General features: G+C 66.6%; 24 protein-coding genes. 10 read left to right on the top strand and 14 right to left on the bottom strand.

Annotated features, from left to right (window positions below; all coding sequences use genetic code 11):
• Nucleotides 1–2: 2 nt before the first annotated feature.
• From IB243_RS21390 to IB243_RS21380, 3 genes are all read right to left on the bottom strand, one after another.
• A complete protein-coding gene (locus IB243_RS21390) occupies nt 3–830 on the bottom strand; it encodes a hypothetical protein (RefSeq protein WP_192429243.1) in 828 nt (275 codons plus the stop codon).
• On the bottom strand, nt 831–1,220 hold the full coding sequence (locus IB243_RS21385) for a hypothetical protein (RefSeq protein WP_192429241.1): 390 nt from the start codon (nt 1,218–1,220) through the stop codon (nt 831–833).
• Between the two features lie 233 nt (nt 1,221–1,453).
• Nucleotides 1,454–1,729: a cupin gene (locus IB243_RS21380; protein ID WP_192429239.1), complete on the bottom strand. Its 276-nt coding sequence runs from the start codon at nt 1,727–1,729 to the stop codon at nt 1,454–1,456.
• Nucleotides 1,730–1,886: 157 nt separating this feature from the next.
• On the opposite strand from IB243_RS21380, the gene IB243_RS21375 reads away from it, so the two are divergent.
• The gene (locus tag IB243_RS21375) at nt 1,887–2,759 is read left to right on the top strand and encodes an esterase family protein (RefSeq protein ID WP_192429237.1); all 873 of its coding nucleotides are present in this window, start codon (nt 1,887–1,889) and stop codon (nt 2,757–2,759) included.
• 141 nt (nt 2,760–2,900) lie between these two features.
• On the opposite strand, the gene priA is transcribed toward IB243_RS21375, so the two are convergent.
• The 3 genes from priA to IB243_RS21360 form a co-directional block, all read right to left on the bottom strand.
• Nucleotides 2,901–5,024 carry a primosomal protein N' gene (gene priA / locus IB243_RS21370; RefSeq protein WP_192429236.1) on the bottom strand — a complete coding sequence of 708 codons (2,124 nt, stop codon included), beginning with the start codon at nt 5,022–5,024 and terminating at the stop codon, nt 2,901–2,903.
• 651 nt (nt 5,025–5,675) lie between these two features.
• Nucleotides 5,676–6,788 (bottom strand): uroporphyrinogen decarboxylase, encoded by a 1,113-nt coding sequence (gene hemE / locus IB243_RS21365; protein WP_192429234.1) that lies wholly within the window; start codon nt 6,786–6,788, stop codon nt 5,676–5,678.
• Nucleotides 6,789–6,857: 69 nt separating this feature from the next.
• Complete coding sequence (locus IB243_RS21360; protein ID WP_192429232.1) at nt 6,858–7,853, bottom strand: MBL fold metallo-hydrolase; 996 nt, start codon at nt 7,851–7,853, stop codon at nt 6,858–6,860.
• An 82-nt stretch (nt 7,854–7,935) separates the two neighbouring features.
• On the opposite strand from IB243_RS21360, the gene IB243_RS21355 reads away from it, so the two are divergent.
• Nucleotides 7,936–8,787 (top strand): AraC family transcriptional regulator, encoded by an 852-nt coding sequence (locus IB243_RS21355; RefSeq protein ID WP_192429231.1) that lies wholly within the window; start codon nt 7,936–7,938, stop codon nt 8,785–8,787.
• Between the two features lie 42 nt (nt 8,788–8,829).
• On the opposite strand, the gene IB243_RS21350 is transcribed toward IB243_RS21355, so the two are convergent.
• The gene (locus IB243_RS21350) at nt 8,830–10,410 is read right to left on the bottom strand and encodes an MFS transporter (protein WP_192429229.1); all 1,581 of its coding nucleotides are present in this window, start codon (nt 10,408–10,410) and stop codon (nt 8,830–8,832) included.
• 265 nt (nt 10,411–10,675) lie between these two features.
• Here IB243_RS21350 and IB243_RS21345 point away from each other — a divergent pair, with 265 nt between their 5' ends.
• Nucleotides 10,676–11,269, top strand: coding sequence for a hypothetical protein (locus IB243_RS21345; RefSeq protein ID WP_057272642.1), 594 nt, complete (start codon nt 10,676–10,678; stop codon nt 11,267–11,269).
• A gap of 66 nt (nt 11,270–11,335) precedes the next feature.
• Here the strand turns inward: IB243_RS21345 and IB243_RS21340 are convergent, their stop codons facing one another.
• Together IB243_RS21340 and IB243_RS21335 are read right to left on the bottom strand one after the other, a co-directional pair.
• Entirely contained in the window at nt 11,336–11,515 is a 180-nt protein-coding gene (locus tag IB243_RS21340) for a hypothetical protein (RefSeq protein WP_225585157.1), read from the bottom strand.
• Nucleotides 11,516–11,712: 197 nt separating this feature from the next.
• Nucleotides 11,713–12,264 carry a MarR family winged helix-turn-helix transcriptional regulator gene (locus tag IB243_RS21335; protein ID WP_082615552.1) on the bottom strand — a complete coding sequence of 184 codons (552 nt, stop codon included), beginning with the start codon at nt 12,262–12,264 and terminating at the stop codon, nt 11,713–11,715.
• A gap of 115 nt (nt 12,265–12,379) precedes the next feature.
• Between IB243_RS21335 and IB243_RS21330 the strand changes: the two genes are divergently transcribed.
• The 4 genes from IB243_RS21330 to IB243_RS21315 all read left to right on the top strand — a co-directional run bounded on the left by IB243_RS21330 (nt 12,380) and on the right by IB243_RS21315 (nt 16,755).
• Nucleotides 12,380–13,333 carry a Bug family tripartite tricarboxylate transporter substrate binding protein gene (locus tag IB243_RS21330; protein WP_192429227.1) on the top strand — a complete coding sequence of 318 codons (954 nt, stop codon included), beginning with the start codon at nt 12,380–12,382 and terminating at the stop codon, nt 13,331–13,333.
• 147 nt (nt 13,334–13,480) lie between these two features.
• Nucleotides 13,481–14,815, top strand: a complete 1,335-nt coding sequence (locus tag IB243_RS21325) for a sulfatase-like hydrolase/transferase (RefSeq protein WP_192429225.1) — start codon at nt 13,481–13,483, stop codon at nt 14,813–14,815.
• 100 nt (nt 14,816–14,915) lie between these two features.
• Complete coding sequence (locus IB243_RS21320; protein ID WP_192429223.1) at nt 14,916–15,884, top strand: helix-turn-helix domain-containing protein; 969 nt, start codon at nt 14,916–14,918, stop codon at nt 15,882–15,884.
• Nucleotides 15,885–16,026: 142 nt separating this feature from the next.
• Nucleotides 16,027–16,755, top strand: a complete 729-nt coding sequence (locus IB243_RS21315; protein WP_192429221.1) for an alpha/beta fold hydrolase — start codon at nt 16,027–16,029, stop codon at nt 16,753–16,755.
• 193 nt (nt 16,756–16,948) lie between these two features.
• Here IB243_RS21315 and IB243_RS21310 read toward each other — a convergent pair whose 3' ends face one another.
• Nucleotides 16,949–17,851, bottom strand: a complete 903-nt coding sequence (locus tag IB243_RS21310) for a LysR family transcriptional regulator (RefSeq protein ID WP_010466190.1) — start codon at nt 17,849–17,851, stop codon at nt 16,949–16,951.
• A gap of 164 nt (nt 17,852–18,015) precedes the next feature.
• Between IB243_RS21310 and IB243_RS21305 the strand changes: the two genes are divergently transcribed.
• The 3 genes from IB243_RS21305 to IB243_RS21295 are packed head-to-tail and all read left to right on the top strand — an operon-like array spanning nt 18,016 to nt 19,747.
• Nucleotides 18,016–18,996, top strand: a complete 981-nt coding sequence (locus IB243_RS21305; protein WP_192429219.1) for a TerC family protein — start codon at nt 18,016–18,018, stop codon at nt 18,994–18,996.
• Nucleotides 18,997–19,013: 17 nt separating this feature from the next.
• Nucleotides 19,014–19,175, top strand: coding sequence for a hypothetical protein (locus IB243_RS21300; protein WP_010466186.1), 162 nt, complete (start codon nt 19,014–19,016; stop codon nt 19,173–19,175).
• A 17-nt stretch (nt 19,176–19,192) separates the two neighbouring features.
• Nucleotides 19,193–19,747: a DUF2062 domain-containing protein gene (locus IB243_RS21295; RefSeq protein ID WP_050812574.1), complete on the top strand. Its 555-nt coding sequence runs from the start codon at nt 19,193–19,195 to the stop codon at nt 19,745–19,747.
• Between the two features lie 105 nt (nt 19,748–19,852).
• Here the strand turns inward: IB243_RS21295 and IB243_RS21290 are convergent, their stop codons facing one another.
• The 4 genes from IB243_RS21290 to IB243_RS21275 all read right to left on the bottom strand — a co-directional run bounded on the left by IB243_RS21290 (nt 19,853) and on the right by IB243_RS21275 (nt 23,871).
• Nucleotides 19,853–20,821 (bottom strand): tripartite tricarboxylate transporter substrate binding protein, encoded by a 969-nt coding sequence (locus tag IB243_RS21290; RefSeq protein ID WP_192429216.1) that lies wholly within the window; start codon nt 20,819–20,821, stop codon nt 19,853–19,855.
• A gap of 120 nt (nt 20,822–20,941) precedes the next feature.
• On the bottom strand, nt 20,942–21,202 hold the full coding sequence (locus IB243_RS21285; protein ID WP_010466180.1) for a DUF2783 domain-containing protein: 261 nt from the start codon (nt 21,200–21,202) through the stop codon (nt 20,942–20,944).
• A 24-nt stretch (nt 21,203–21,226) separates the two neighbouring features.
• Nucleotides 21,227–22,885 (bottom strand): FAD-dependent oxidoreductase, encoded by a 1,659-nt coding sequence (locus IB243_RS21280; RefSeq protein WP_192429214.1) that lies wholly within the window; start codon nt 22,883–22,885, stop codon nt 21,227–21,229.
• A gap of 26 nt (nt 22,886–22,911) precedes the next feature.
• Complete coding sequence (locus IB243_RS21275) at nt 22,912–23,871, bottom strand: MBL fold metallo-hydrolase (protein WP_192429212.1); 960 nt, start codon at nt 23,869–23,871, stop codon at nt 22,912–22,914.
• Between the last annotated feature and the right edge of the window lie 16 nt (nt 23,872–23,887).

The raw sequence follows: 23,887 nt of genomic DNA, 5'->3' as shown, positions 1-23,887 counted from the left end.
GGTCAGCACACTGCGCGGGCGGATGCTTCCAGTGCGTCCAGGGCATGCGCCAGCACAAACGCGCCGCCCAACAAAATGGCGCCCTCCAGATGGATCTGCAGCCCGAAGCCCGGTCTGTGGATGCGCGTGACCATGGTGTGGATCATCTTGCACATCCATGCCAGAGGGGTTGCCAGCATGCCCAGGTGCGCCCACATCTTCCAGCCGTACAACGCGGAGCCTATGTGGGTCGCCATGTTGCATTTGATGACGGCGCCGGTGCGTGGCCAGTCGCTGTAGACGAACAGGAGGGACAAAAAAACGACGCCGGCAATGGGCACCATCACAAAGAGCCAGAAAACCACCCATTTGCCGTCGTGGGGGTTCCAGCTCGGTCCTGCCTCGGAACCTGCCGTGCTGCGGTCACCGGGATGTTTATGCGCCTGCTTCGTGTGCGAGCCTTCCGACCGCACCACCTCGTCGGCCACGTCGGCGGCCGTGTCCAGCCAGTGGCGCCACTCGCGCACGCGGGGTTGTCGGCCCAGCGCAGCGACATAAACGCATTGATCGTCCACACACGCCTGTTGCACGGACGTGATGCGGTGGGGCGGCAAATACCAGTCCTTGGATTTGCGCGGCAGCCGCATCACGAAGACGGTGGTGGTATCGGTCCCGCTTTCGGCGGTCAGGCCTGTGGCCCGGTGTTCAAGCTCGATGACCATCCAGTCGTAGCCCCGGTGCTGGCCCTTCACGATCCACTCCGGCCGCAGTCCCGACAGGTTCAATCTTTCCCACAGCGGAGCGGAAAAACTGTCGAGCAATCCGGGGGGTGGGGCTTCCTTGACGGCCATTTACAAGTCCTCCAGGTCGGCGTCGTCCTGCGCTGCGCGCCCGGCCTGGAACCCCACGACGAGGGCGACGATGGCACAGCCGAGCAGGTTCCACGGGCTGGGGATGCCATACACGGCGAAGCCCACCCCGACCACGCCCAACAGGATGGCCATGCGCAACAGGGCCTGGCCTTCGCCCAGCTTGATGCCAAAACCCAGGACCACGTTGAACAGTACCAACATCAAAGGCCAGCCGATGAGGCAGCCGAACATCAGCAGGAAGGCCGCCATGCCTTTGGCCTGGGAGAACCACGATCCCCAGATCCAGTTGGTCGCCAGTGTTGCCACGGTGATGGTGATGGTGGCCCACAGGGGCTGCAGTTTGTGCAGGTCGTTCAGTTCTTTGTACATGGAAATCTGGCGTGGGAGGGGACGGTCACGTCCCGGACATCAAGGGGCCGTGTGTGCTGCAAGGGGACAACGGGAGGTAGCTTTACGGAGTTGTCCGGGAGCGTGGGCTCTTTTTGTGGACAAGGCTGCCCGCCACTACCTGCGGTAGCGTGGCGCGGTACGCGGAGATGCCGAACGCGTGAAGCGCGGGCCAGGTGCGATATGGAGCATGCGACCTTGCGCGCCTGCGGCCCTCAGGGCGGGGACTTTCGGCCCATCAGATAGCTCACCCCGGCGGGCCCATAGAACTCTGAATGCGGTTCCTGGGCCTGCAGGTGAAAGACCTCGCCCATGCCATACACGCGTTCCGCCCGTGCCGTCACGATGCGGATCTCGCCGGACAGGATCAGCGCCTTGGCCTCGAACGGATGGGTGTGGTCGTCCAGCATGCCGCCCGCATCGCGTGTGACGGTGACGGGGTGCTCGAAGCCTTCACGGGCCAGGGTCTGGGCAAATTCCTCGGAGGTCATGGGTGTGCTCCTGTGTGGGGGGCGGCGCAGTGCCAGGGAGGACCTTCCCCCAGGCCTGTCGCCGGCGAAACGCTCGCGGCGGCCTGGCCGCGCACACAATGCTATCGCCTGTGCCACTGCAGCATGGGCGTATCCATCCATTCATGAGGAGACATCCATGCGTTTTGCGAAGCCTTGTTTTCGGAGCTGGCTGGCAGCGGCCGTTGTTCTGTTCGCCGCCGCCACCGCGCACGGCGGCCAGGTGTTTGCCGACCAGGCGCCCTCGACGGCTTTGGGCCGCGACGTGAAGTTCACGGTGTATGTGCCCGACGGCTACCAGCCCGGCGGCACGGTGAACTATCCCGTGGTCTACCTGCTGCATGGCGCGGGTGGCGATGAGAACGAGTGGCGCACCAAGGGAGGTGCGGTCGAGACCCTGGACGGGCTCATCAAGCGAGGGCTGATCCGCCCATCGGTGGTGGTCATGCCCACGGCGGGCCCGGCGTCGTGGTGGGCCGATGGTGCGGCAGAGAAGGCGGGCACGGCCATCATGAAAGACCTGCTGCCCTACGTCGAGTCGCGCTACCGCGTGCACAAGGAGCGCAGCGGCCGGGCCATTGGCGGCCTGTCGATGGGGGGCTACGGCGCGTTGAACCTGTCGCTGCGCAACCCCACGCAGTTCTGCGCCGCGGCGGTGATCAGCCCCGCCATCTATGACCCGCTGCCGCCGGACACCTCGGCGGCGCGGCGCACCCCGCAGTTCGTGCGCGACGGGCAGTTTGACCCCGACACCTGGAAGTCGCTGAACTACGCGGCGGCGCTCGACGCCTACAAGGCGGGCACGCCGCGTGTGCCGATGTGGATTGTGTCGGGCGACCACGACTACCTGGGCATCGCTCCCATGTCGGCCACCCTGTACTGGCGGCTGTACCAGATCCAGCCCAAGCAGGTGGAGCTGCGCGTCATCGACGGCGACCACGAGTGGCTGGTGTTCCGCGACGCGTTGCCCGACGCCCTGCAGTACGTGGACCGGCAGTGCCGCCAGGGATGACCACCTGGCTGTCGCGCACCCTGGCCCGGAATCTGCCGGAGGTCAGGATGCGCTGGGGTGCGAATGATTTTGCTATTAATTAAATAGCTGTTTGCGCATATCCACCAAGCGCCAGGGCCGTAAAACCCTTGAAGTTTCAACCTAGATCGCCAGGGGGTCCACATCCACGAGCCACCGGATCAAGCCCTTGTGCTCGGGCTGGCTGCGCGTGGTTTGCAGCACGGGCTGCCATGCGGCCAGAAAGCGCTGCAGTGCGGTGCGGCTGCTGCTTTCCATGAGCATCTGGGCGCGTTCGACATTGGCCACGCGCTGGATGGTCAGGGGCACGGGCGGGAACAGCGTCACCACGTCCAGCCCCGGCAGCCCGGCGGCTTGTGCGGCGGCCGTGGCGGCGGTCAGAAACCCTTGTGCCACGTCCTGCGTGCGGGCGTCGGCGCGCACCAGGGCCTGGTAGGAGAAGGGTGGCATGGCGGCCTCTTCGCGCTCCTTGAGCTGCTGGGCGGCAAAGGCCTCGTAGTCGTGCGTGCGCAGCGCCTCGAACACGGCGTGTTTGGGGTGAAAACTCTGCACCCACATCTCGCACTGCGTGCCCTGCGCGGCCATGTAGGCGGCGTCGCGCCCGGCGCGGCCGGCGGCCTGCATGAGCAGCGCAAACAGCCGCTCCGACGCGCGAAAGTCGCTGCTGAACAGGGCGCCGTCGGGCTGCACGGCCGCCACCAGCGTGATGCGGCGAAAGTCGTGGCCCTTGGCGATCATCTGCGTGCCGACCAGCACATCCACCTCGCCCGCGTGCACCTGCGCCAGCTGGGCCTCCAGCGCGCCCTTGGCCTTGGTGGTGTCGGCGTCGATGCGGGCGATGCGCGCGGGCGTGCGGTCGGGCCGCAGCACTTCGGACAGCAGGGCCGAGAGTTGTTCCTCCAGCTGCTCGGTGCCCCGGCCCATGGGGTGGATGTCGGGGCTGCCGCAGGTGGGGCAATGGCGCGGTACCCGCAGCGTGTAGCCGCAGTGGTGGCAGCGCAGCGTGCGGTCGGTCTTGTGGAAGACCTGGTGCGCGCTGCAATGGGGGCAGTCGCTTTTCCAGCCGCAGTCCACGCAGTGCAGCACGGGGGCGTAGCCCCGGCGGTTGAGCAGGATCATGCTCTGCTCGCCGCGCGCCACGCGTTCGGTGATGGCCTGCAGCAGCGGCGCGCTGAACACTGCGCGCCGGGGCTGCTGGTTCATGTCCACCCGCCGCACCCGGGCCAGGGCGCCCGCGCCAATCCGGCTGGGCATGTGCAGGCGCACGTAGCGCCCGCCCTCGGGGTCTTCGGGTGTAGGCGGCCGGCTGGCGTGCCAGCTCTCGAGCGACGGTGTGGCCGAGCCCAGCAGCACCTTGGCGCCTTGCTCGCGCCCGCGCCAGATGGCCAGGTCGCGCGCTGAGTAGCGGGCACCCTCCTGCTGCTTGTAGCTGGGGTCGTGCTCCTCATCGACCACGATCAGCTTGAGCCCCGGCAGGCTGGCAAAAACCGCCATGCGCGTGCCCAGCACGATGCGCGCGTTGCCGCTGTGGGCGGCCAGCCAGCTTTTGAGGCGCTGCGGGTTGGTCATGCCGCTGTGCAGCGACACCACGGCGCCCGCGCCAAAACGCGGGGCGAAGCGGCCCACGAAGCGTTCCTCGAGCTGCGGCGTGAGGTTGATCTCGGGCACCATCACCAGCGCCTGGGCTGTGGGATCGGCCTCCAGCATTTCCTGCACGCAGCGCAGGTAGACCTCGGTCTTGCCGCTGCCGGTGCTGCCAAACAGCAGAAAGGGACCTTTTTCTGCAGAAATTCGGGCCCTGGCGCTTTCCTGTTCTGCGGTGAGCGCTATGTTTTGAATAGCATCTTCGGTCTCCCCAATTGCCTTGCCGGGGCGGCGCAGGCGGCGCGCCAGTTGCTCGGGCCGCAGGTCGCGCAGCTGCGGGGGCAGGGCGGCCATGGCGACTTCGCCCAGGGCGCGCTGGTAGTAGCGCGCCGCAAACGCCACCAGGCGGCGCCAGGGCAGATCCAGCGGGGCCACGCCGTCGAGCACGCCGGCAACCGCGCGCAGCGTGGCGCCATCGGGCAGTTCGCCCGTGGCTTCGTCGGCATCCCACACCACACCCAGCACCTCGCGCGTGCCCAGAGGTACGCGCACCAGCGTACCGGGCGCGAGCGGGCGCTCACTGGCATAGCTCAGCAGGTCGCCCACGCCGCTGTGCGACGGGGTGTGCAGGGCAACCTGAACGATGGTGGAGGGGGCGGGCACGGCGGAGGGCGGGTTACAGCGGCTTGTGGAGGTCGCGCGGAGGTTTGGAGGCTAAGTGCTTGATTTGACAAGATCGGGGGAGTAATCCCGACTTTCTGTGGATAACTTTGTTGACATCCTGCCCGGACACCCTGCCAACCCGCATGAATGCTGGCTGCGAACAGATTGCCCGGAAATGCGGCACGCCCAAAAAATCCTTATGAATCAATCATCTGAAGAAATTTTGCTGCAAATTCTGTGCTATGGCTCCGGTCTGGCTTTATGTTGCGCCGCATCACGTTTTGTGTGCATAAGTCGGACATCGGTGGCCCGTCAAGGGGGTGGGAGGCCCCAAATTTGTGCTAGCGGCTTGCCTGCGTGTTGAGGGTTTTGTGCGAAACAGGCTGCAAGTGCTTGATTTGACTGGGAATTTGTAAGAAATCCAGAATTTCTGTGGATAACTTTGTTGATATCCCTTGGGTTTGCAGCGCAAGCCCTTGAAAAACCGTGCTTTCGGTGGATTGCCTGTCAAAAAAGCACGGGATTAAATTCCTTATGAATCAATGGCTTATGAGATTGGAATTGTTTTTTTACAAACCAGGGCGCCGCTGGGCGACAGCCCCGCGCACGCTCCATTTTTGTGCATAAGTACGCCGTGCTAACGCCGGGCGCTCAACCCTGGCGCTGCGCGCGCGAGTAGCCGTGCACCGCTTCCACCAGCGCCGCCACATGCTCGGGCGGAGTGAATTGGCTGATGCCGTGGCCCAGGTTGAAGATGTGCGTGGGGCCGGTGGTACTGCGGTCGGTATGTGGCCGGCCAAAGCTGTCCAGCACGTGGCGCACCTGGGTGGCGATCTGCGCGGGCGGAGCGAACAGCACGTTCGGGTCGATGTTGCCCTGCAGCGCCTTGCCAGGGCCGCCCACTTGGCCACCGACGATGGCGCGGGCATGGCCCAGGTTCGCCGTCCAGTCCAGGCCCAGCACTTCGCAGTCCAGCCCGTTCATGTCCGGCAGCCAGATGCCGCCGCCCTTGGTGAAGACGATGCGCGGCACGTCGGTGCCGTCCACGCCAGTGCGCTTCAATTGCGCGAGCACCCGCTTGGTGTAGGCCAGGCTGAACTCCTGGAAAGCGCCGTCGGCCAGCACGCCGCCCCAGCTGTCGAAAATCATCACGGCCTGGGCGCCCGCGTCGATCTGGGCATTGAGGTAGGCGGCCACGCTGTCGGCGTTGATGGCCAGGATGCGGTGCATCAGGTCGGGGCGCGCATACATCAGGCTCTTGACCAGGCGGTAGTCGTCCGATCCCTTGCCTTCGACCATGTAGCAGGCCAGGGTCCAGGGGCTGCCCGAGAAGCCGATCAGCGGCACCCGGCCATTCAGGGCCTTGCGGATGCTGGTGACGGCGTCGAACACATAGCGCAGCTTGTCCATGTCGGGCACGGCAAGCTGTTCAACCGCGGCTTCGTCCCGCACCTGCTTGGCAAAACGCGGGCCCTCGCCCTCGGCAAACGTCAGGCCCAGGCCCATGGCGTCGGGCACGGTGAGGATGTCGCTGAACAGGATGGCCGCGTCGAGCGGGAAACGCTCCAGCGGCTGCAAGGTCACTTCGGTGGCGTAGTCCACATTGGTGGCCAGGCCCATGAAGCTGCCGGCCTGGGCGCGCGTGGCCTTGTATTCCGGCAGGTAGCGGCCCGCCTGGCGCATCAGCCACAAGGGCGTGTAGTCGGTGGCCTGGCGGCGGCAGGCGCGCAGGAAGGTGTCGTTGGAGAGGGGGGCAAAGCTCATGGCCTGAATTGTCGCAGGGTGCGCAGTGCGCCCCGCAGGCCCGGCTTGCCCAGGGCGCTTGCCATCACATCACGGCGCGAGTTTCTGCTGCACCAGCCCGTAGACGCTGTAGCCCACCAGGTCGGGCATCGCATGGCCGGGGAAGGCCTTGGCCATTTCCGCCTGGATGGCCTGATGGTGCGCGCCCTGGCGCGCGGGATCGCTCAGCTCGCTGGCGCGGCTGCCCAGGCGCTGGAGGTAGCCCGTCACCACCGCGTCGGCCTTGTCGAGATAGGCCGTCTGCTCGGCCACCGCCTGTGCCACGGGCACGAACATGCCCCGCCCGCCGTAGACCTTGCCGGTGCCCAGGCGGGGCAGCTCGGCCAGGCCGGCCTTCCAGCCCGCCAGTGTGGGCAGGGGCTTACCGTTCACGATGCCGCCTTCGAGCCAGGCGTGGGTGCGCGTGTGCACCAGGTCGCCCACGGCAAGGTCGCCGGTCTGGTCAAAGCGCACCACGGTCTGGTTGCTGGAGATGCCTGGCTGGGGCAGCTCGAACAGCGTGATGGTTTCGCCCGACTTGAGCGTGATGCGGTGCTGGCCGGAATACGTGGTCTTGATGGCCTCCGCGCGCGGGTACGTTGCGTCCGTGAACGCCTTGGCGATCTTCACCCAGAAGTGGCGTTTGTACGCGTCCGTGTCCGGCACGGCGGCGGCGGTCTTGGCGGAGGCAATGCTCTCGATGCCCTGTGCGTGGAACACCGAGAGGCCGTTGAATTTGTCGGGGTTGGGGTGCGTCACGACCACGCGGGTCACGGGCGATTTCGTCTGGCTGCGGATGGATGCGAGCAGCGCCTCTGCATGCGCGGGGGTGAACTGCGCATCGACCACCATCACCTCCTGGCCGTCGTCGTACCAGACGGAGTGGGTGTTGAAACCGGCGGCATCGGAGGTGAACACTTGCACGGCGCCCGCCCAGGACGTGATGCTGGCGAATGTGAGGGCGATGGCAGCCAGCGTGCGCAGAGCGCGAGGGCGGCGCTGGGAGCGGAAGGGGCTGAAAAAACGGGTGGAATAGGGGGCAGTCATGGTGTGGGCTCTGTGAAGTGGAAATGAGCCTCTAAGGTAAATTTGCGAGGCGTGGCCGTCTCGGCGCACTACGACAAAAAATATGCCCAAACAGACAAACGCAACGAACGCCGCCAAGGCGCCTGCGCTGGGCCGCCGCAGGCCGCGCACTGCGGTGCTGGCCCCGCCGGTGCTCGACAACCCGGTCGATGCCGATACCGCCGAACGCGGGATCTGTGTGGTGTCCGACCGCTACCCGCCGTTTGACGGCCACTGGCACGCCCACCAGAGCGCCCAGTTTGTCTATGCCTGCGAGGGCATGCTGACCACCCACACGCAGCGCGGTACCTGGATCGTGCCGCCCCACCGCGCGGTGTGGCTGCCGCCCGGCATGGTCCACAAGGTGGCCGCCGATCGCCCGGTGTGGCTGCGCACGCTGTACGTCAAACCCGGCGCGGCCGACACCCCGTCGGAGCCAGGCGTCGTCACGGTCGATCCGTTGCTCGACGCCCTGCTGGCCGAGGCCGCGAGTTTTGGCACCGACTACCCGCTGGGCGGGCGAGAAGAGCGCCTGATCGCCGTCATCCTGGACCGCCTGCCGAACCTGGAAACCGTGCCGTCGTACCTGCCCACCCCGGCAGACCCGCGCCTGCTGCGCCTCACCACCGCGCTGCAGGCGCAGCCCGCCGATGCCCGCACGCTCGATGAACTGGCCGCCGCCTGCGGCATGACCTCCCGCACCGCCGCGCGCCTGTTTGCCAAGGAGACGGGGCTGACCTTTGCCCAGTGGCGCCAGCAGTTGCGCCTCCTCAAGGGCATGCAATGGCTTAGCCAGGGGCGCAGCGTGACCGAGGTGGCGCTCGAAGTCGGTTACCTGGATGTGTCGGGCTTCATCACCTTGTTCAAGCAGGCGTTTGGGGAAACGCCGGCGCGGTACTTTCGGCGCGGAGGTTGAGCAGGGCTTGCTCCGCAGGGTGGCTGGTCGGGTACGAACGAACTACCGCTCTGCGATGTAGTGCGACATGCGCACCACCTCGCCGGGCGCCAGGAAGGCTCGCACCTCGGTCTCCAGCGCCTGGTCGGCCATGGTGGCGCGGGCGCGCTGGTGCAAATAGTCGGCCCAGGACTCGACGATGAAGCGCTCCACATAGCGTGAAGGCTCGCCCAGGTCCTTGTACACCCGCCAGAAGGTCGCGCCATCGCGCCGGCGCGGGGCCTTCATGCGGCTGATGGTGTCAAGAAACTCGGTGTCGGTGCCGGGCGCAATGCGGTAGCCCACCTCCACGGCCACGGGCCCGGCCTCGGGCAGGGGCTCGGCCTCGATGAAGAGTTCATCCCAGGGCGTGGCCTGCGTTACCTCGTGCAGAGCCCCCATGCGCAGCGGCATCGGCCGCGCCAGCAGCAAGCCTGCGCCCATGAGCGAAGCGGCCACATACAGCGTGGGTGCCAGGCCCACGATGTCGGACGCCGCGCCCCAGAAGGCCGATCCCATCGCAAATGCGCCCAACGCTGCCACCATGTGCATGGCCACCGCGCGGGAGCGCACCCACTGCGGTGCGCTGGCTTGCGTGGCGGTGTTGAAGGTGGACATCGCCGACATCCAGGCCGCGCCCGCAAACAGCATGCCGATGTAGACCACCCATGCGATCTTGGTCAGTGCCGCCACCAGCATGGCCGCTGCAAACACCACGCCGCCCACGCCCACGATGGCTTCCATGCCAAAGCGTGCGCGCAGCCGCCCCAGCACCAAGCCCACAGCCACGGCGCCGGTGCCGAGGCACCCCATCAGCAGGCCAAAGCCCGGCGCCCCGGTGCCCAGGCGCTGGGCAATGACGGGGAGCAGGGCCCACAGGGCCGAGCCCGCGGCGCTGAATGCCATCACCCGCACCAGTTGCGCCAGGATGATGCGCGAGTGCCATGCAAACCGCAGTCCGCTCAACGTGCCGCCCCACAGGCGCTCGGCGGGCAGCTTGGACGGCGGGTGGGCCTTGGGGGGCCAGCGGCGGATGGACTCCCACATCACCAAGGTGGTGGTTACCGTGACGGCGAACACCCAGCCCGCGCCCAATTGGGCAAACACCAGCCCGGCTAGCGTAGGTCCGATGGCGCGCGCTGCGTTGTACGCAATGCTGACCGCAGTGATGGCCTGCGGCCACTCGTCGCGCGGCACCGGGTCGATGACCGAAGAGTTCCACGCCGGCGTGAGCACCGCCGTGCAGCAGCCGCAGATGAACACCAGGAACAGCACTGATGCCGGGCCACCCCAGCCCCCCAGGACCAGCAGTGTCAACAGTGCGCAGGCCCCCACCTGCGCCAGCAGCGCCCCCGAGATCAGGCGCCGCCGGTCCGTCGTGTCGGCCAGCACACCCGCCGGCAGTGCCAGCAGGAACATCGGCATGAACACCGCCGTCTGCACCAGCGCCGCCAGGAACGACGAGCCCGTGAGCTCCACCATCAGCCAGGCCGCTGCCATGGTCTGCATGCCGCTGCCGATGAAGAACACGCCACCGCAGACCCACAGGCCCCGGAATGCTGGTTGGCGCAAGGGGCTCCACAAAGATGTTGGGGGCGATGACATGTAGGGGGGGTGTAGGCAAGCGGATGAAGATTGAGAAGGACCGGCCAACTGCGCAGGTCGCCGTCACTGGCGCCGCACCATTGTGCGTGCGCCCGGGGCGTTGTGCTGAAAGGAGGCTTTTCTACAGCCTCCCTGTGGCGGCTGTCATCCCCAAAATGAGGGATAGACGGGTGCCAGCCTACTGTTACGATGGATACACGTTGTAACAGTATGTTTGCTGTCCACGGCGGCCACATAGCAACTTTATTGGTGAGAGGAGAGGGAAATGGACATGAAAAAATGCGTGATGTCGATGGGCATCCTGCTGGCAGCGGGGCTGGCCCATGCGGACTTGCAAAACATCAGTTCGGGTACCGTGCACTCCGCGTCTGACCTCCAAGGCGTGGCCTGTACCGTCGTTGGGACGGCCGGCCCGTTTTACCGAGGTAGAAAGATTCTGTATGTACTCGCTGAGTCGGTGGGCAACGGTCGCGACACCAACCTCCAACTCCGCTCGCTCAAATACGACCTGGTGCTGCAAAACGACGATTGGCAAAAACCCTGGTACGTCAACGGCGTGGCGCAGGACCCCGTGCCCCTCATCCTGTACACCGAATTCCTGCGCACGCCCAACCGAACCACCGATGCCGGTGTGATCTATTTTGCCGACCCGGGCGAGGCCCTGTGCGTGTTCACCAACGAGCGTACCAACGACGGTAATCTGTACCAGGTGCAGATCTCCATCACAGACCGCACCGCCGCCATCACCGCCGCAGGCATCAAGTCGGCGCAAACCGGCGAGTTGCTCGACCCCACCGGCGCTGTGCGGGCCGAGCTCGACCAGTTCATGCTGCAGCAGCAGTCCAGCACTGGCAAGTAAGCAGGCAAGCAGGCGCTCGCCCAAGAACGTTTGGGCGGCTGGCACTTTCTGCATCTGCGCAGTGCGCTACTGATTCAGTAGCGTCCCGCTTTCTCCCGCCTGCAGCAGCCGCGTGAGCAGAGGGGGCATCAGCTTGCGGGCGCTGTAGATCAGGTGGAACTGCTCCTGCATGTCGGGTGTGGTGCCCACCTGCACCAGCTCCAGCATCTTGGCAAGGTGCTCGCCCAGTGATACCGGCGCGGGCATTGCGCCATGCCGGAATCAGCTCGGCGCAAAAAGGTTCTGCCATTGACCCGAATGGAATGCCGCGATCTGGTTTGAATCAGATCATGGTTATTCATTCCAATGCGCAGCAATAAAAGTGTGCGGTTGCACGGTACGGTGCCAGGTAAACAAGATGGGTCACCGCCGCAGCCTTCCGCGTCCATCGCCTCCCGGGCCATTCAAGGGTGCTGCCGCCCACCCCGCAACCGGTAGGTGCGCGGCACATCGGTGCGGCTGGCTACCAGCGCTTCCGCCCGCTTTTGCATATCTGCCAGTGCGTGGTCCAGCGCTTGCACAGCCCCCTCGTCCAGCCCCGCCAGCAGATCCTGGTTGAGCGCCTTCACTTGTGGGAACAGGGCATCGTGCAGCGCTTGCCCTGCCTGGGTGAGTGAGAGCACGGCCTGGCGCCGGTCGCCCGGCATCGCATCGCGGGTGAGCAGCTTCTTGGCCAAGAGTGACGTGATGGCGCGTGACGTGCGCGCCCGGTCCAGTCCCAGGCGCTGCGCCAACTCGGCCGGGGGCATGCCGGGGTGCTGCGCCAGCATCATGAGCAACCCCCACTCGCGCCGCGTGATGCCATAACCCCCTTCGCACAGCCGCACTACCAGGCTGCCTGCCACTGCCAGCAGGCGGTTCAGGCGGTACATCAGCAGGTCATTGGCGGCCGCGGGGTGGGTCAGTCGGTGGCCCATTTCGGCGGGGTCGCAGGGTGCCGGGGCAGGCGCAGGCATCAGGGTATTTCCGGGCAAGAATTGATTAGATCAATTGATTGTGTGGGCAATACAGTGCGCCCATCAACCTGCGCAGCCGCGCAGAGCCCTGCCATCGCCCCAGGAGACCCTGACCATGTGGAAACCTCTTTCCTCCTTGCTGGCCACCGTGCTGGCCTTGTCCGCATCGCTTGCACAGGCGCAGGAAGCTCCCCTGCGCATCGTGGTCGGCTACGCCCCCGGCGGCGCGACCGACCGCGTGGCCCGTATCGTGGCCGACAAGCTGGGCACCAAGCTCGGCACGCCCGTGATCGTGGAGAACAAGACCGGCGCCGGCGGCCGCCTCTCGGCCCAGGCCGTGAAGGCCGCGCCCGCCAACCAGCCCACGCTGCTGCTGGCCAACCCGGCCGTCATGCTGGTGGCACCCCTGGTGTTCCCCGACGCAGGCTACGACCCCGAGCGCGACTTCCGCCCCGTGAGCCATGTCAACAGCTACGAGTTCGGCGTGGCCGTGGCCAGCGCCGTGCCGGTGAAGGAGCTGCCGCATTTGATGGCCTGGCTGCGCGCCAACCCTGACAAGGCCAACTTCGGCGTGCCGGCCACGGGCAGCCTGCCGCACTTCTTCGGCCTGATGGTGGGCGATGCCGCCAAGGTGCGCGCCGAGGTGGTGGGCTACCGCGGATCGGCACCGCTGCTCAACGATCTGCTGGGCGGCCAGGTGCCCGTGGCATTCGATACCTTCGACACGCTGCTGCCGCAGCACGAGGCCGGCAAGATCCGCATCCTGGCGGTGTCGGGCGCCAAGCGCAGCCCGCTCGACCCCAAGATCCCGACCTTCAAGGAAAGCGGCATGGACCTGGCCGCCACCGGCTGGAACACCTTCTTCGCCCCGATGAGCATGCCCAAGGCCCAGGCCGAACGCCTGGCCGGCTTGATCGTGGAGGTGATGAAGGACCCGGACACCCAGCGCAAGTTCGAGGCGGCCAAGATGGAGCCGGTGGTGGCGACCATGGCGCAGACCGAAGCGATGCTCAAGGCGTACCGCGCGCAGTGGGCGCCGGTGGTCCAACGCTCGGGCTTCAAGCCTTGATAGGAAGCACCCCCTGAGCGGCTTTGCCGCTTCCCCCTCAAGGGGGACGGCGGCCTTGCTGCGGGGCGGCCCTTGCTAGCCGCCCCTCGCTTCGGCCCTGCCTGTTGCAAAGACTGCGGGCCAAGCCTAGAGAAACTGGACTTCGAGATGACCATCAACCCCCGCCCCAACATCATCTTCATCGTCGCCGACGACCTCGGCTATGCAGACCTCGGCTGCTACGGCGGGCGCGACGCGGGCTTTGGCGCGGTTTCGCCCGTGCTCGACGGCCTGGCTGCCAAGGGCCTCAAGCTCACGCAGGGGTACTCCAACTCGCCCGTCTGCTCGCCCACGCGCTTTGCGCTGATGACCGCGCGCTACCAGTACCGCCTGCGCGGCGCGGCCGAGGAGCCCATCAACAGCAAGAGCCGCGGCAGCACCACGCTGGGCCTGCCGCCCGATCACCCCACGCTGCCGTCGCTGCTGCGCGCATCGGGCTACCGCACGGCGCTGATGGGCAAGTGGCACCTGGGCTACCCGCCCGCGTTCGGGCCGCTGCGCTCGGGTTACGAAGAGTTCTTCGGCCCCATGTCGGGCGGGGTGGATTACTTCACGCACTGCAGCTCGGGCGGCCAGCACGACCTGTACCTGGGCGACGAGGAAAAGCAGCAGGATGGCTACCTCACCGACCTCATCACCGACCACGCGCTCGACTACGTAGCGCGCATGGCGCCCGGCGCGCAGGCCGGCACGCCGTTCTTCCTGAGCCTGCACTACACGGCGCCCCACTGGCCGTGGGAGACGCGTGACGACGAGGCGCTGGCGCAGGAGGTCAAGGGCAACCTGTTCCACCTTCACGGCGGCAACATCGACACCTACCGCCGCATGATCCACCACATGGACGAGGGCATTGGCCGCATCCTGGCGCTGCTGCAGGCGCAGGGCCTGGAGCGCGACACGCTGGTCGTCTTCACCAGCGACAACGGCGGCGAGCGCTTCTCGGACAGCTGGCCCCTGGTCGGCGGCAAGATGGATCTGACCGAAGGCGGCATCCGCGTGCCCTGGATCGCCCACTGGCCCGCCGTGATCGCGCCGGGCAGCGTGAGCCGGCAGACCTGTATGACCATGGACTGGTCCGCCACCATGCTCGATGCAGCAGGCGCGACGCCGCACGCCGGCTACCCGCTCGACGGCTGCTCGCTGATGCCGCTGCTGCGTGACCCGTCGGTGCTGGACGAGCCCGCGCTGTTCTGGCGTATGAACCACCGCGGCCAACGCGCCATGCGCCAGGGCGACTGGAAGTACCTGCGGGTGGATGGCAACGACTACCTGTTCAATCTGGCCCAGGACGAGCGCGAGCGCGCCAACCGCGCGCCGCTGGAGCCCGAGCGCCTGCAGGCCATGCGCGCGGCGTGGGAAGCGTGGAACGCCTCAATGCCCCCGATCCCGGACGATGCGACGGTGAGCCTGGGCTATTCGGTCAAGGACATGCCGCAGCGCTGAGAACCCGTCGACGATCTCTTTGGGGCCGCCGCACGCATTCGGCTGGAAGGGTGGGCTTGCCCTGTTGCCTGCGGGCAGGGCTTGCCGCTAGATTGGCGCCATGCCCGCAGTTCCTGCATCCGCCACCCCGCCTCCACTGCGCCAGTGGACGACCGATGTGGTCGCGCCAGCAGTTCGCCTGGACTACTGGGTGGGGGCGATCTGCGAGGCGTTCCTGGAGATGGACTGCAGCTCGCGCGAGGCGCCCATGTTCGACGGGGCGTTGGTCAGTCTTCCGGTGGAGACCCTGTCGGTCAACCAGGTTCGCGCTTCCACGCAGGACGTGTATCGCACGCCGTCCGGCATTGCGCGCAGCCGGCAACTGCCGTTTTACCTGATCGGCCAGGCAGAGTCCGCCTGGCATGTGCGGCAAGACGGCCAAGTGGCCCACCTGCGCCCCGGCGATGTGGTGCTGGTGGATTCAGCCCGGCCGTATGAATTGCATTTTCCGGACGGCGTGAACTGTGTCTCGTTGCAGTTGCCGCGCGTCTGGGTGGGGCAATGGCTGGCCCAGGCCGAGGCGCGCGGGCCCCGCGTGGCCTGGCGGGACCAGGGCTGGGGCCAGAGCCTGGGCGCACTGGCCGTGCAGCTGGCGCGCGACCCCACCTCGGTGCAGGCCCTGTCGCCCGCGCTGCTGTCGAACCACCTCGGAGCCTTGCTGGGCGCAGCGCTGGAGCCGTCCCAGCCGCCCACTCCCTCCGCCGTGCGAAGCCTGCATGTCCGCCTGTGCGCACTGCTGCGAGCCCGCATCGACCAGCCAGGCGTTTCCGCCGAGGCTCTTGCACAGGAGTCGGGTGTCTCGGTACGCACCCTGCACCGCGCGTTTGCGGCGCAGGGCCACACCTTTGCAGGCACGCTGCGGCAGATGCGCATCGTGCGCGCGGGCGAGCTGCTGCGCCGGCCCCAGCTGGCCCATGTGGCGGTGGCCGAGATTGGGCGGCGCTGTGGTTTTGCCGACGCGTCGCACTTCGCGCGCGCGTTTCAACGCGCCATGGGGGCATCCCCCGCGCAATGGCGGCGCGGCGGCTGAGCCTGGTCGCGATGTGGCCCATTTGGCGCATCCGGCACACCGGGCTGGCACGCGCAGGCCATTTTGGACAGCGCTCTCTTCGTAAGGTGGCGGCAGGGCAGATTGCCCTGTCCATCACGCAACAAAACCGAAGGAGACACACATGGCGGATACCTATGTTCTGGTCCATGGCGCCTGGCACACCGGCGCCGAGATGGAGGCCACGGCCGACCACCTGCGCGCACGCGGCCACACCGTGCACTGCCCCACCCTGGCCGGCAACCGGCCGGGCGATGACCGCGCAGCCACGGGCCTGGCGGATGCGGTGGACTCGCTTGCGGCTTTTATCGAGGGCCACGGCCTCACCGATGTGCGCCTGGTCGGCCACAGCTATGGCGGCATGGTCATCAGCCACATGCCCGCGCGGCTGCCCGGGCGCATCCGCCGGCTGGTGTACTGGAACGCGTTTGTGCCGATGCACGGCGAATGCCTGAACGACTTGGTGCCGCCGCACTACCGCGCGCTGTTCGACCAGGTGGCGGCGGCCAGCGGCAATGCCGTGATGCTGCCGTACCCCATCTGGCGCGAGGCCTTCATCAACGACGCCGACGAGGCCTTGGCGCGCAGCAGCTACGCGCAGTTGAATCCGCACCCGTACCGCACCTTCACCGAGCCGGCGCAGTTGCCCGTGCCGCTGGCGGCGCTGGAGATTGGCAAGAGCTACCTCAACGCCCAGCAGGATGCGGCGCTGCCCCACAGCCTGCCTTGGCACCCGCGCCTGTCGGAGCGGCTGGGCCTGTTCCGGCTGGTGGAATGCGCGGGCAGCCATGAGATCTGCTTTTCGGACCCGGAGATGGCGGCGGCGACCATCGAGCGGGCTGGGCGGGATTAGCTGGATACCCCCTGAGCGGCTGCGCCGCGTCCCCCTGGAGGGGGACGACGCCATCGCTGCGGGGCGGCCCTTGCTCGGCGTCTCTGGCGTGGGGCGTGTCTGTTTCGTGGAGGGGGCGATTGGCGCTGCCGCAGGGGAAATAGTTTTTAGTCTTTTTGGTCCCCGCCGCTTGAAAGAAAAGCGCTAGTAGCTATTAATTTAATAGCATGCCGCTCTTCCCCACCTCCAGCAGCCGCGTGAGCAGCGGGTGCATCACCTTGCGGGCGCTGTAGATCAGGTGGAACTGCTCCTGCACGTCCGGCGTGGTGCCCACCTGCACCAGCCCGTGGGTCTGTGCCAGGTGCTCGCCCAGCGACACCGGCGCGGGCATCACGCCCATGCCGGTGGCGGCAAAGGTGCTCAGCAGCGCGCTGTCTTCAAACTCGCCCGCGATGCGCGGGCGGATGCGTTCGCGCTCCAGCCAGTGGTCGATGCGCGCGCGCATGGCGGCGTGGTCGGTGGGCAGCAGCACGGGCACCACGGCCAGGCTGTGCGGGAAGTCCGTGGCGGCCGCATCGGCCCACAAGGGCGGGGCGTACCAGGCGATGGCGCTCGTGCCCAGCAGCTGGCTGGTGGTGCGCAGCGCGCGGTTGGGCGGCGCGGCGCGGTCGGCCAGCACCGCATCGAGCTTGTGCAGCGCCAGCTCGCCCAGCAGCGGCTGGAACTCGCCCTCGTGGCACAGCAGGCGCAGGTGGGGCTCGTCCAGCACGGGGGTCAGCAGCCGGTGCACGGCCAGCTTGGCGATGCCGTCGGAGATGCCCAGGTTCAGCCGCAGCGTCTGGCCGGTGGCGGCCTCGCGCACGCGCACGGGCAGTAGCTCGCCCAGCGCAAAGATGTGGTCCGCCTCGTGCAACGCGGCCACACCGGCGTCGGTGAGCACCAGGTTGCGGCCCTCGGTGCGCAGCAGGCTCACGCCCAGGGCCTTTTCCAGCTCGCGCACCTGGGCGCTGATGGTCTGCACGGCCATGTCCAGCCGCTCGGCAGCGCGGGCAATACCGCCCTCCTTGGCCACGACCCAGAAGTAAAAAAGATGGCGGTAGTTGAAGCTCTGGCTCATGATTTCTCGCAATCGGCACAACGGTGCGGTGGCATGGGTTCGTAAAAACCGAACCAATGGTACCGATATGACAGGTTTTTAAGAATCGATTCCGCCCCTACAGTCCGTCCAGTCATCGGCAGGCCTTGCCCGGTGAAACATTTTTCCCCTCGGAGCTATAAATCATGGAAACCATAGGAACCTGGTGGATGTGGGCGGGTTTTGCCGTCTTTGTGGTCGTCGCGATCGGCGTCGACCTGTTGGTGATGGAGCGCCAGGGCGCGCACAAGGTCACGATGAAGGAAGCGCTGCGCTGGAGCCTCTTGTGGTTCTCGCTGGCGTTCGTGTTCGTCGCCATCCTGTGGTGGTACCTCGACAGCAGCCAGGGGCGCGAGGTGGCCAACACGGTGTCGATGCAGTTCATCACCGGCTACCTGGTCGAAAAGAGTTTGTCCATCGACAACATCTTCGTGTTTCTGATGCTGTTCAGCTACTTTGCCGTGCCGCCGCAGTACCAGAAGCGCGCGCTCATCATCGGCATCATCGGCGCGATCGTGTTGCGCACGCTGCTGATCCTGGCCGGCGCCTGGCTGCTGGCCACCTTCCACTGGCTGCTGTACGTGTTCGGCGCGTTCCTCGTGATCACCGGTGCCAAGATGTGGTTCGCTGCAGGCCAGGAGCCCGACATCGCCACCAACCCGGTGCTCAAGTTCCTGAAAAAGCGCATCCGCATCACCGACCAGTTCGACGGCGAGAAGCTCTCCACGCTGGTCAACGGCGTAAAGCACTACACCCCGCTGTTCGTGGTGCTGGTGCTCATCGGCACCACCGACATCATCTTCGCGGTCGACAGCATCCCAGCGATCTTCGCGATCACCAACGACCCGTTCATCGTGCTGACGGCCAACATCTTCGCCATCCTGGGCCTGCGTGCGCTGTACTTCCTGCTGGCCGACCTGGCGGACCGCTTCCACCTGCTGGCCTACGGCCTGGCGCTGGTGCTGATCTTCATCGGTGGCAAGATGCTGCTCATCGACCTGGTCAAGATCCCGATCGGCTACGCCCTCCTAGTGACGGCCGGCCTGATCGCAGGCTCCATCTTCCTGTCGCTGCGCAACACGGCCCCGGGCGCCCACAAACCTCTGGCACTGCCGCCCAAGGACTGAACGGAGCATAGAAGACCATGGAACTCCTCGATGCAATCATGTTGTGCGTGTGGTGCGGCTTGGCGTTGGCCACGGTGACGGCGCACCGCGCTGGCAATGAGCGGCGGGATGTGCGCCTGCTGGCGGGCCTGACGGCCCTGTGGGGCGCCGGAACGGCCACGGCCCTCGCGTGGGGCTGATCAGGGTGGTGATGCAAATGCTGTGCACCCTGCGCCGTTGGCTGCGTGGCCTGGAACCCCGGGCCCGTGTGCACCTGGACCGCGGCTGGCTCGCCAGCTTGCGGCCTTGGCTGGAGCGGCGCGAGCTGTTCCGCTTCCAACGCCAACCCCTGGCGCGCGGTGTGGCTGCGGGCATGTTCTGCGGGCTCATCCCTGGCCCGCTGCAGATACCGGGCACCTTGATGGTGTGCGCCTGGCTGCGCGGCAACATTGTGGCAGGGGGCGTGGCTACGTTTTATACCAACCCCCTCACCACCGTGCCGCTGTATGCGCTGGCCTTTTACCTGGGCGCGCTGGTGATGCCGGGCGAGCAGACGCTGCCGGCCTGGAGCAGCGTGGCGCCGGGTGGCGATTTCTCGGTGCAGGCGATGGCTGCCTGGATCCAGGCCCTGGGAACACCGCTGCTTGTAGGCCTGCCCACGCTCGGTGCGTTGCTGGCGGCGCTGGGCTATGCCACGGTGCAGTTGCTGTGGTTGGCCCCCGCACTGCAGCGCAAGCGCCGACTGGCACGCTGCCGCAGAGCAGCCGCTTGACGCACAAAACGGGCGCTGCCCACACCAGTGCCACCGTGGAACTGGCTTTGCCAGGCCAGAGGTGGAGTTCCCCTTCAGGGGGAGGCGGCGCAGCCGCTCAGAGGGTCAATCCAGCTTTACGCCCACCTTGGTAATCACCCGGCCCCACTTCTCGCGCTCGGTGCGCGCAAAACTGCCCATTTGCGCGGCGGTGCCGGGCATGGGCTCCACGCCCAACGCCTGGAGGCGCGCCTTGGTGCGCGTGTCGCCCAAAGCGGTCTGCAAGGCATTGCTGAAGGTGGCCACGGCATCGGCAGGTGTGCCTGTCGGGGCCACGATGCCCTGCCACGCAAAACCTTCAAAACCCTGCAGCCCTTGTTCTGAAATGGTGGGTACATCGGGCATGGTGCCCACACGCTGTGGGCTGGCCACACCGATGGCCTTGACCTTGCCACCGTTGAGAAACGGGTACACGGTGGCGCTGTCGATCCACATCGCAGGCACCTGGCCGCCGATCACATCCTGAATGGCCGGGGCCGCACCACGGTACGGCACATGCGTCAGCTTGAGGCCGCTCTGCTCGCGGAACAGCTCGCCCACCAGGTGGTGCGGGCTGCCCGGCCCGGCCGACGCCCAGTTCACACCATCGGCCTGGCCTTTGGCCCAGGCCATGAATTCCTTGAGGTTCTTGGCGGGCACGTTGTTGGACACCACGAGGAACATCGGGAAACGCACGAGCAGGCCCACCGGCTGGAAGTCCTTCTCGGCGTTGTAGCTCAGCTTGCTGAACAGGGACGGATTGGCCGCCAGCGTGGCGAAATCGGCCGAGAAGATCAGGTTGCCATAGTCCTTGTTGCGTGCGCTGTACTCGGCGGCAATGTTGGTGCCTGCGCCGGGCTTGTTGTTGATGACGATGGGACGCCCCAGCGTGGCCGACATCGACTCGGCGATGGTGCGTGCCACGATGTCGGAACCCCCGCCTGCAGCGTAGCCCACCACCCATTCGAGCGGCTTGGCGCCTTGCGCATGGGCCAGGGGGAGGGCGGTTGCCAGTGCCAGCCCGGCAAGGGTGGCGAAGAAGTGTTTACGCAGCATGGTGGGGTGTCTCCGGTGGTTGTGTGTGATGGGCGAGAAAAGGCCACGCACCGTCTTTTTGCGGCGCTTGGGGGCGGGTGTGCATTCAGGAAGGCAGGATAGCCCTGGCGGTGGGGCGTCTCAGGCGTTTGCGTGGGTGGGCACCACGGGCGTGATGGCTTTGCGCTCTGCCGCAGCGGGCAGGGCACCGTGGGGTGGGTTGCCCCGTGCCAGTTGCAAGGCCTGCAGCAGTGTGGCCTGGTCGCCGATGTGGTTGGCCAGCAGCAACACCAGGCGTGCATTCATGGCGTGGCTCTCGGGGGTCGACAGGCCTTGGTGTGCGGCGATCAGTGCTTCGTAAAAATCGTCGCAAGCCTGCAGATGGGGTTGGGTGTTCAGCATGTTGGTTTCCTTGTCCGAGGCCGCTCACAAGGCCATTGCCGTTGCCGTGGCACGGGCCAGGGCGGCGCGCACGGCCGCTTCGGTGGGGGCGTGCCAGCGCGCACACACATGCTGATCGGGCCGCACCAGGTACGCCGTGCCTGGCAGCGCGTCCAGCCGCTGCGCCGCCAGCGCCTGGGCGTCGATCACGTCCAGTCCGACCTGCAGCACCTGCACATGGGGCAGTGCGCCAGCCCAGGTGGGGGCAGGGCCAAACACCAGCAGCGTGAACTCCGGCCCTAGCTCGCGCAGCAGCCAAGTCGGCTGGCCTTGTTTCGTCAGAGGCGCATCGAGCAGCACCGCGCCAGGCACTTGGGTGCCCACAAAGGTATCGGTATCCGGCGTGTTCAGCGGCGATGTGTGCAGCGTGGCCGGCACCGACAGGCGCCCGCTGTTGACGATGCGGCGCGCAAAGGCGTGGTCGCGCGCCAGGTGCAGCGCGGCGTCGCGGAACAGGCGACTCACCTCGCTCTTGGGCGTGATGAAGTCCGTGGCGCGCGTGGAGTTGCACAGGTTCTCATCGGCCGCGTATTCGCGCTCGGGTCCATACGTCGCCAGCAGGGCGGTGCCTGCACGGCCCTTGAGCACCCAATCGAGCTTCCAGGCCAGGTTCTCGGCGTCCTGCACGCCGCTGTTGGCGCCGCGTGCGCCAAAGGGCGAGACACCGTGCGCGCTGTCGCCCGCAAAGATGACGCGGCCGTGCACGAACTGGTCCATGCGCAGGCAGGCAAAGGTGTAGACGCTCGCCCAGTCCAGCTCGAACTGCGCGTCGGGCCCCAGGAGCGCCTGCACGCGCGGGATGATGTTCCCGGGCTTCTTTTCTTCCTCGGGGTCGGCGTCCCAGCCCAGCTGGAAGTCGATGCGCCACACGTTGTCGGGCTGGCGATGCAGCAGCACGCTCTGGTTGGGGTGAAAGGGCGGGTCGAACCAGAACCAGCGCTCGGTCGGGAAGTCCGCATCGCCCGCCAGCTTCACGTCTGCGATCAGGAAACGGTCCTGGAAGATGCGGCCTTTGCTCTCCAGCCCCAGCATCTGCCGCGTGGGGGAGCGTGAGCCATCGCAGGCCACCAGCCACTGGGCGTCTATTTGGTAGCTGCCTTCAGGCGTCTCGATGCCGAGCAATGTGCCGTCCTCGCGGCTGGCCACGGTGGTCACCTTGTTGTGCCAGCGGATGTCGATGCCGGGCAGCTGCAGTGCGCGTTCCACCAGGTAGGCCTCGGCGTAGTACTGCTGCAGGTTGATGAAGGCCGGACGTTCGTGGCCCTGCTCGGGCAGCAGGTTGAACTCGTACAACTGCTCGCCCTTGAGGAACACCTTGCCCACATTCCACGACACGCCCTTGTCCACCATGCGCTGGCCCACGCCCAGGCGGTCCCAGATTTCGAGCGTGCGCTTGGCAAAGCAGATGGCGCGTGAGCCGATGGAGAGCTTGTGGTCGTTGTCCAGCACCACCACGCGCTGGCCGCGCTGCGCCAGGTCAATCGCGAGCGACAGGCCCACGGGGCCCGCGCCGATGATCACGATGGGGTGCTGTGCGGGTTGGGCGCTGTCCTGGTCGGGCGAGTGCACGTAGCCGAAGTCGATGGCCTGCACTTCAGGGCCACTGGCGTGGAAGGCTTCGGCTGGGATGTCTCTGGGGTTCATTTTTTCTCTCCTCCAACCTCGGTGGCTCAGCCTTCCAGCGACTTCCACATCTGAATGTCACGCTCGGCCGTCCAGATGCGCGGGTCCGGATACTGCGTGGCTTCGTCGTAGGCGCGGGTCACGTCAAACGGCATGCAGTGGTTAAAGATCACCCAGTGCCCGTACTTGGGCTGCAGCTTGGCAAACGTGGCCTCGTACACCTTGCGCAGGTCTTCGCCTTGCGCAGCACTGGCCTTCACGCTCTCGTACAGGTCGCTGATGAAGGCGCGCGTACCGGCCAGGCCCGCCTGCACCTGCTCGGGCGTCTGCAGTGCGGCGCCCCGGCCAGGCACCAGCTTTTCGGGCTTCAGGGCCGCGATGTTGTCCAGGGTCTGTGGCCAGTCCTGGAAGTACGCATCGCCCGCATACGGCGTGGCGTCGAATTCCACCAGGTCGCCGCTGAAGAGGATCTTTTCCTGCGGCAGCCAGGCCACCGTGTCGCCCTTGGTGTGGCCTCGGCCCAGTTGCAGGATCTGCACCTCCAGTTTGCCCAGCCACAGGGTCATCTTTTTGTTGAAGGTCATGGTCGGCCAGGTCAGGCCGTCCGGCACGCTCTCCACGTTCTGGAACAGGCGGGGGAAGCGGCCAATCTCGCTGTCCTTGTCGAACTGCCCGCGCTCCACGATGAGGTCGCGCGTGTCTTCGCTGGCGATGATGTGCTCGGCCCCGTAGGCGCTGGCGCCCAGCACGCGCACGGCGTGGTAGTGGGAGAGCAGCACGTACTTGATGGGCTTGTCGGTCACCTCGCGGATGCGGCGGATCACGTCCTGCGCCATCACGGGCGTGGCCTGGGTGTCGATGACCATCACCGCGTCGTCGCCAATGATGATGCCGGTGTTGGGGTCGCCTTCGGCCGTGTAGGCGTAGGCGTGGTCGGATAGCTGGTCGAAGCTCACCTTCTTCACTTCGAGGTCAGCGGCGGAGGCAAAGGTTTTGACGGTGCTCATGGTAGTGATTTGTTAA

The sequence above is a fragment of the Acidovorax sp. ACV01 genome (assembly GCF_014851495.1).
Lineage (GTDB): Bacteria > Pseudomonadota > Gammaproteobacteria > Burkholderiales > Burkholderiaceae_C > Acidovorax > Acidovorax radicis.
Note: the sequence above shows the minus strand (reverse complement) of the source record. Positions and strands in the feature narration are given on the sequence as shown.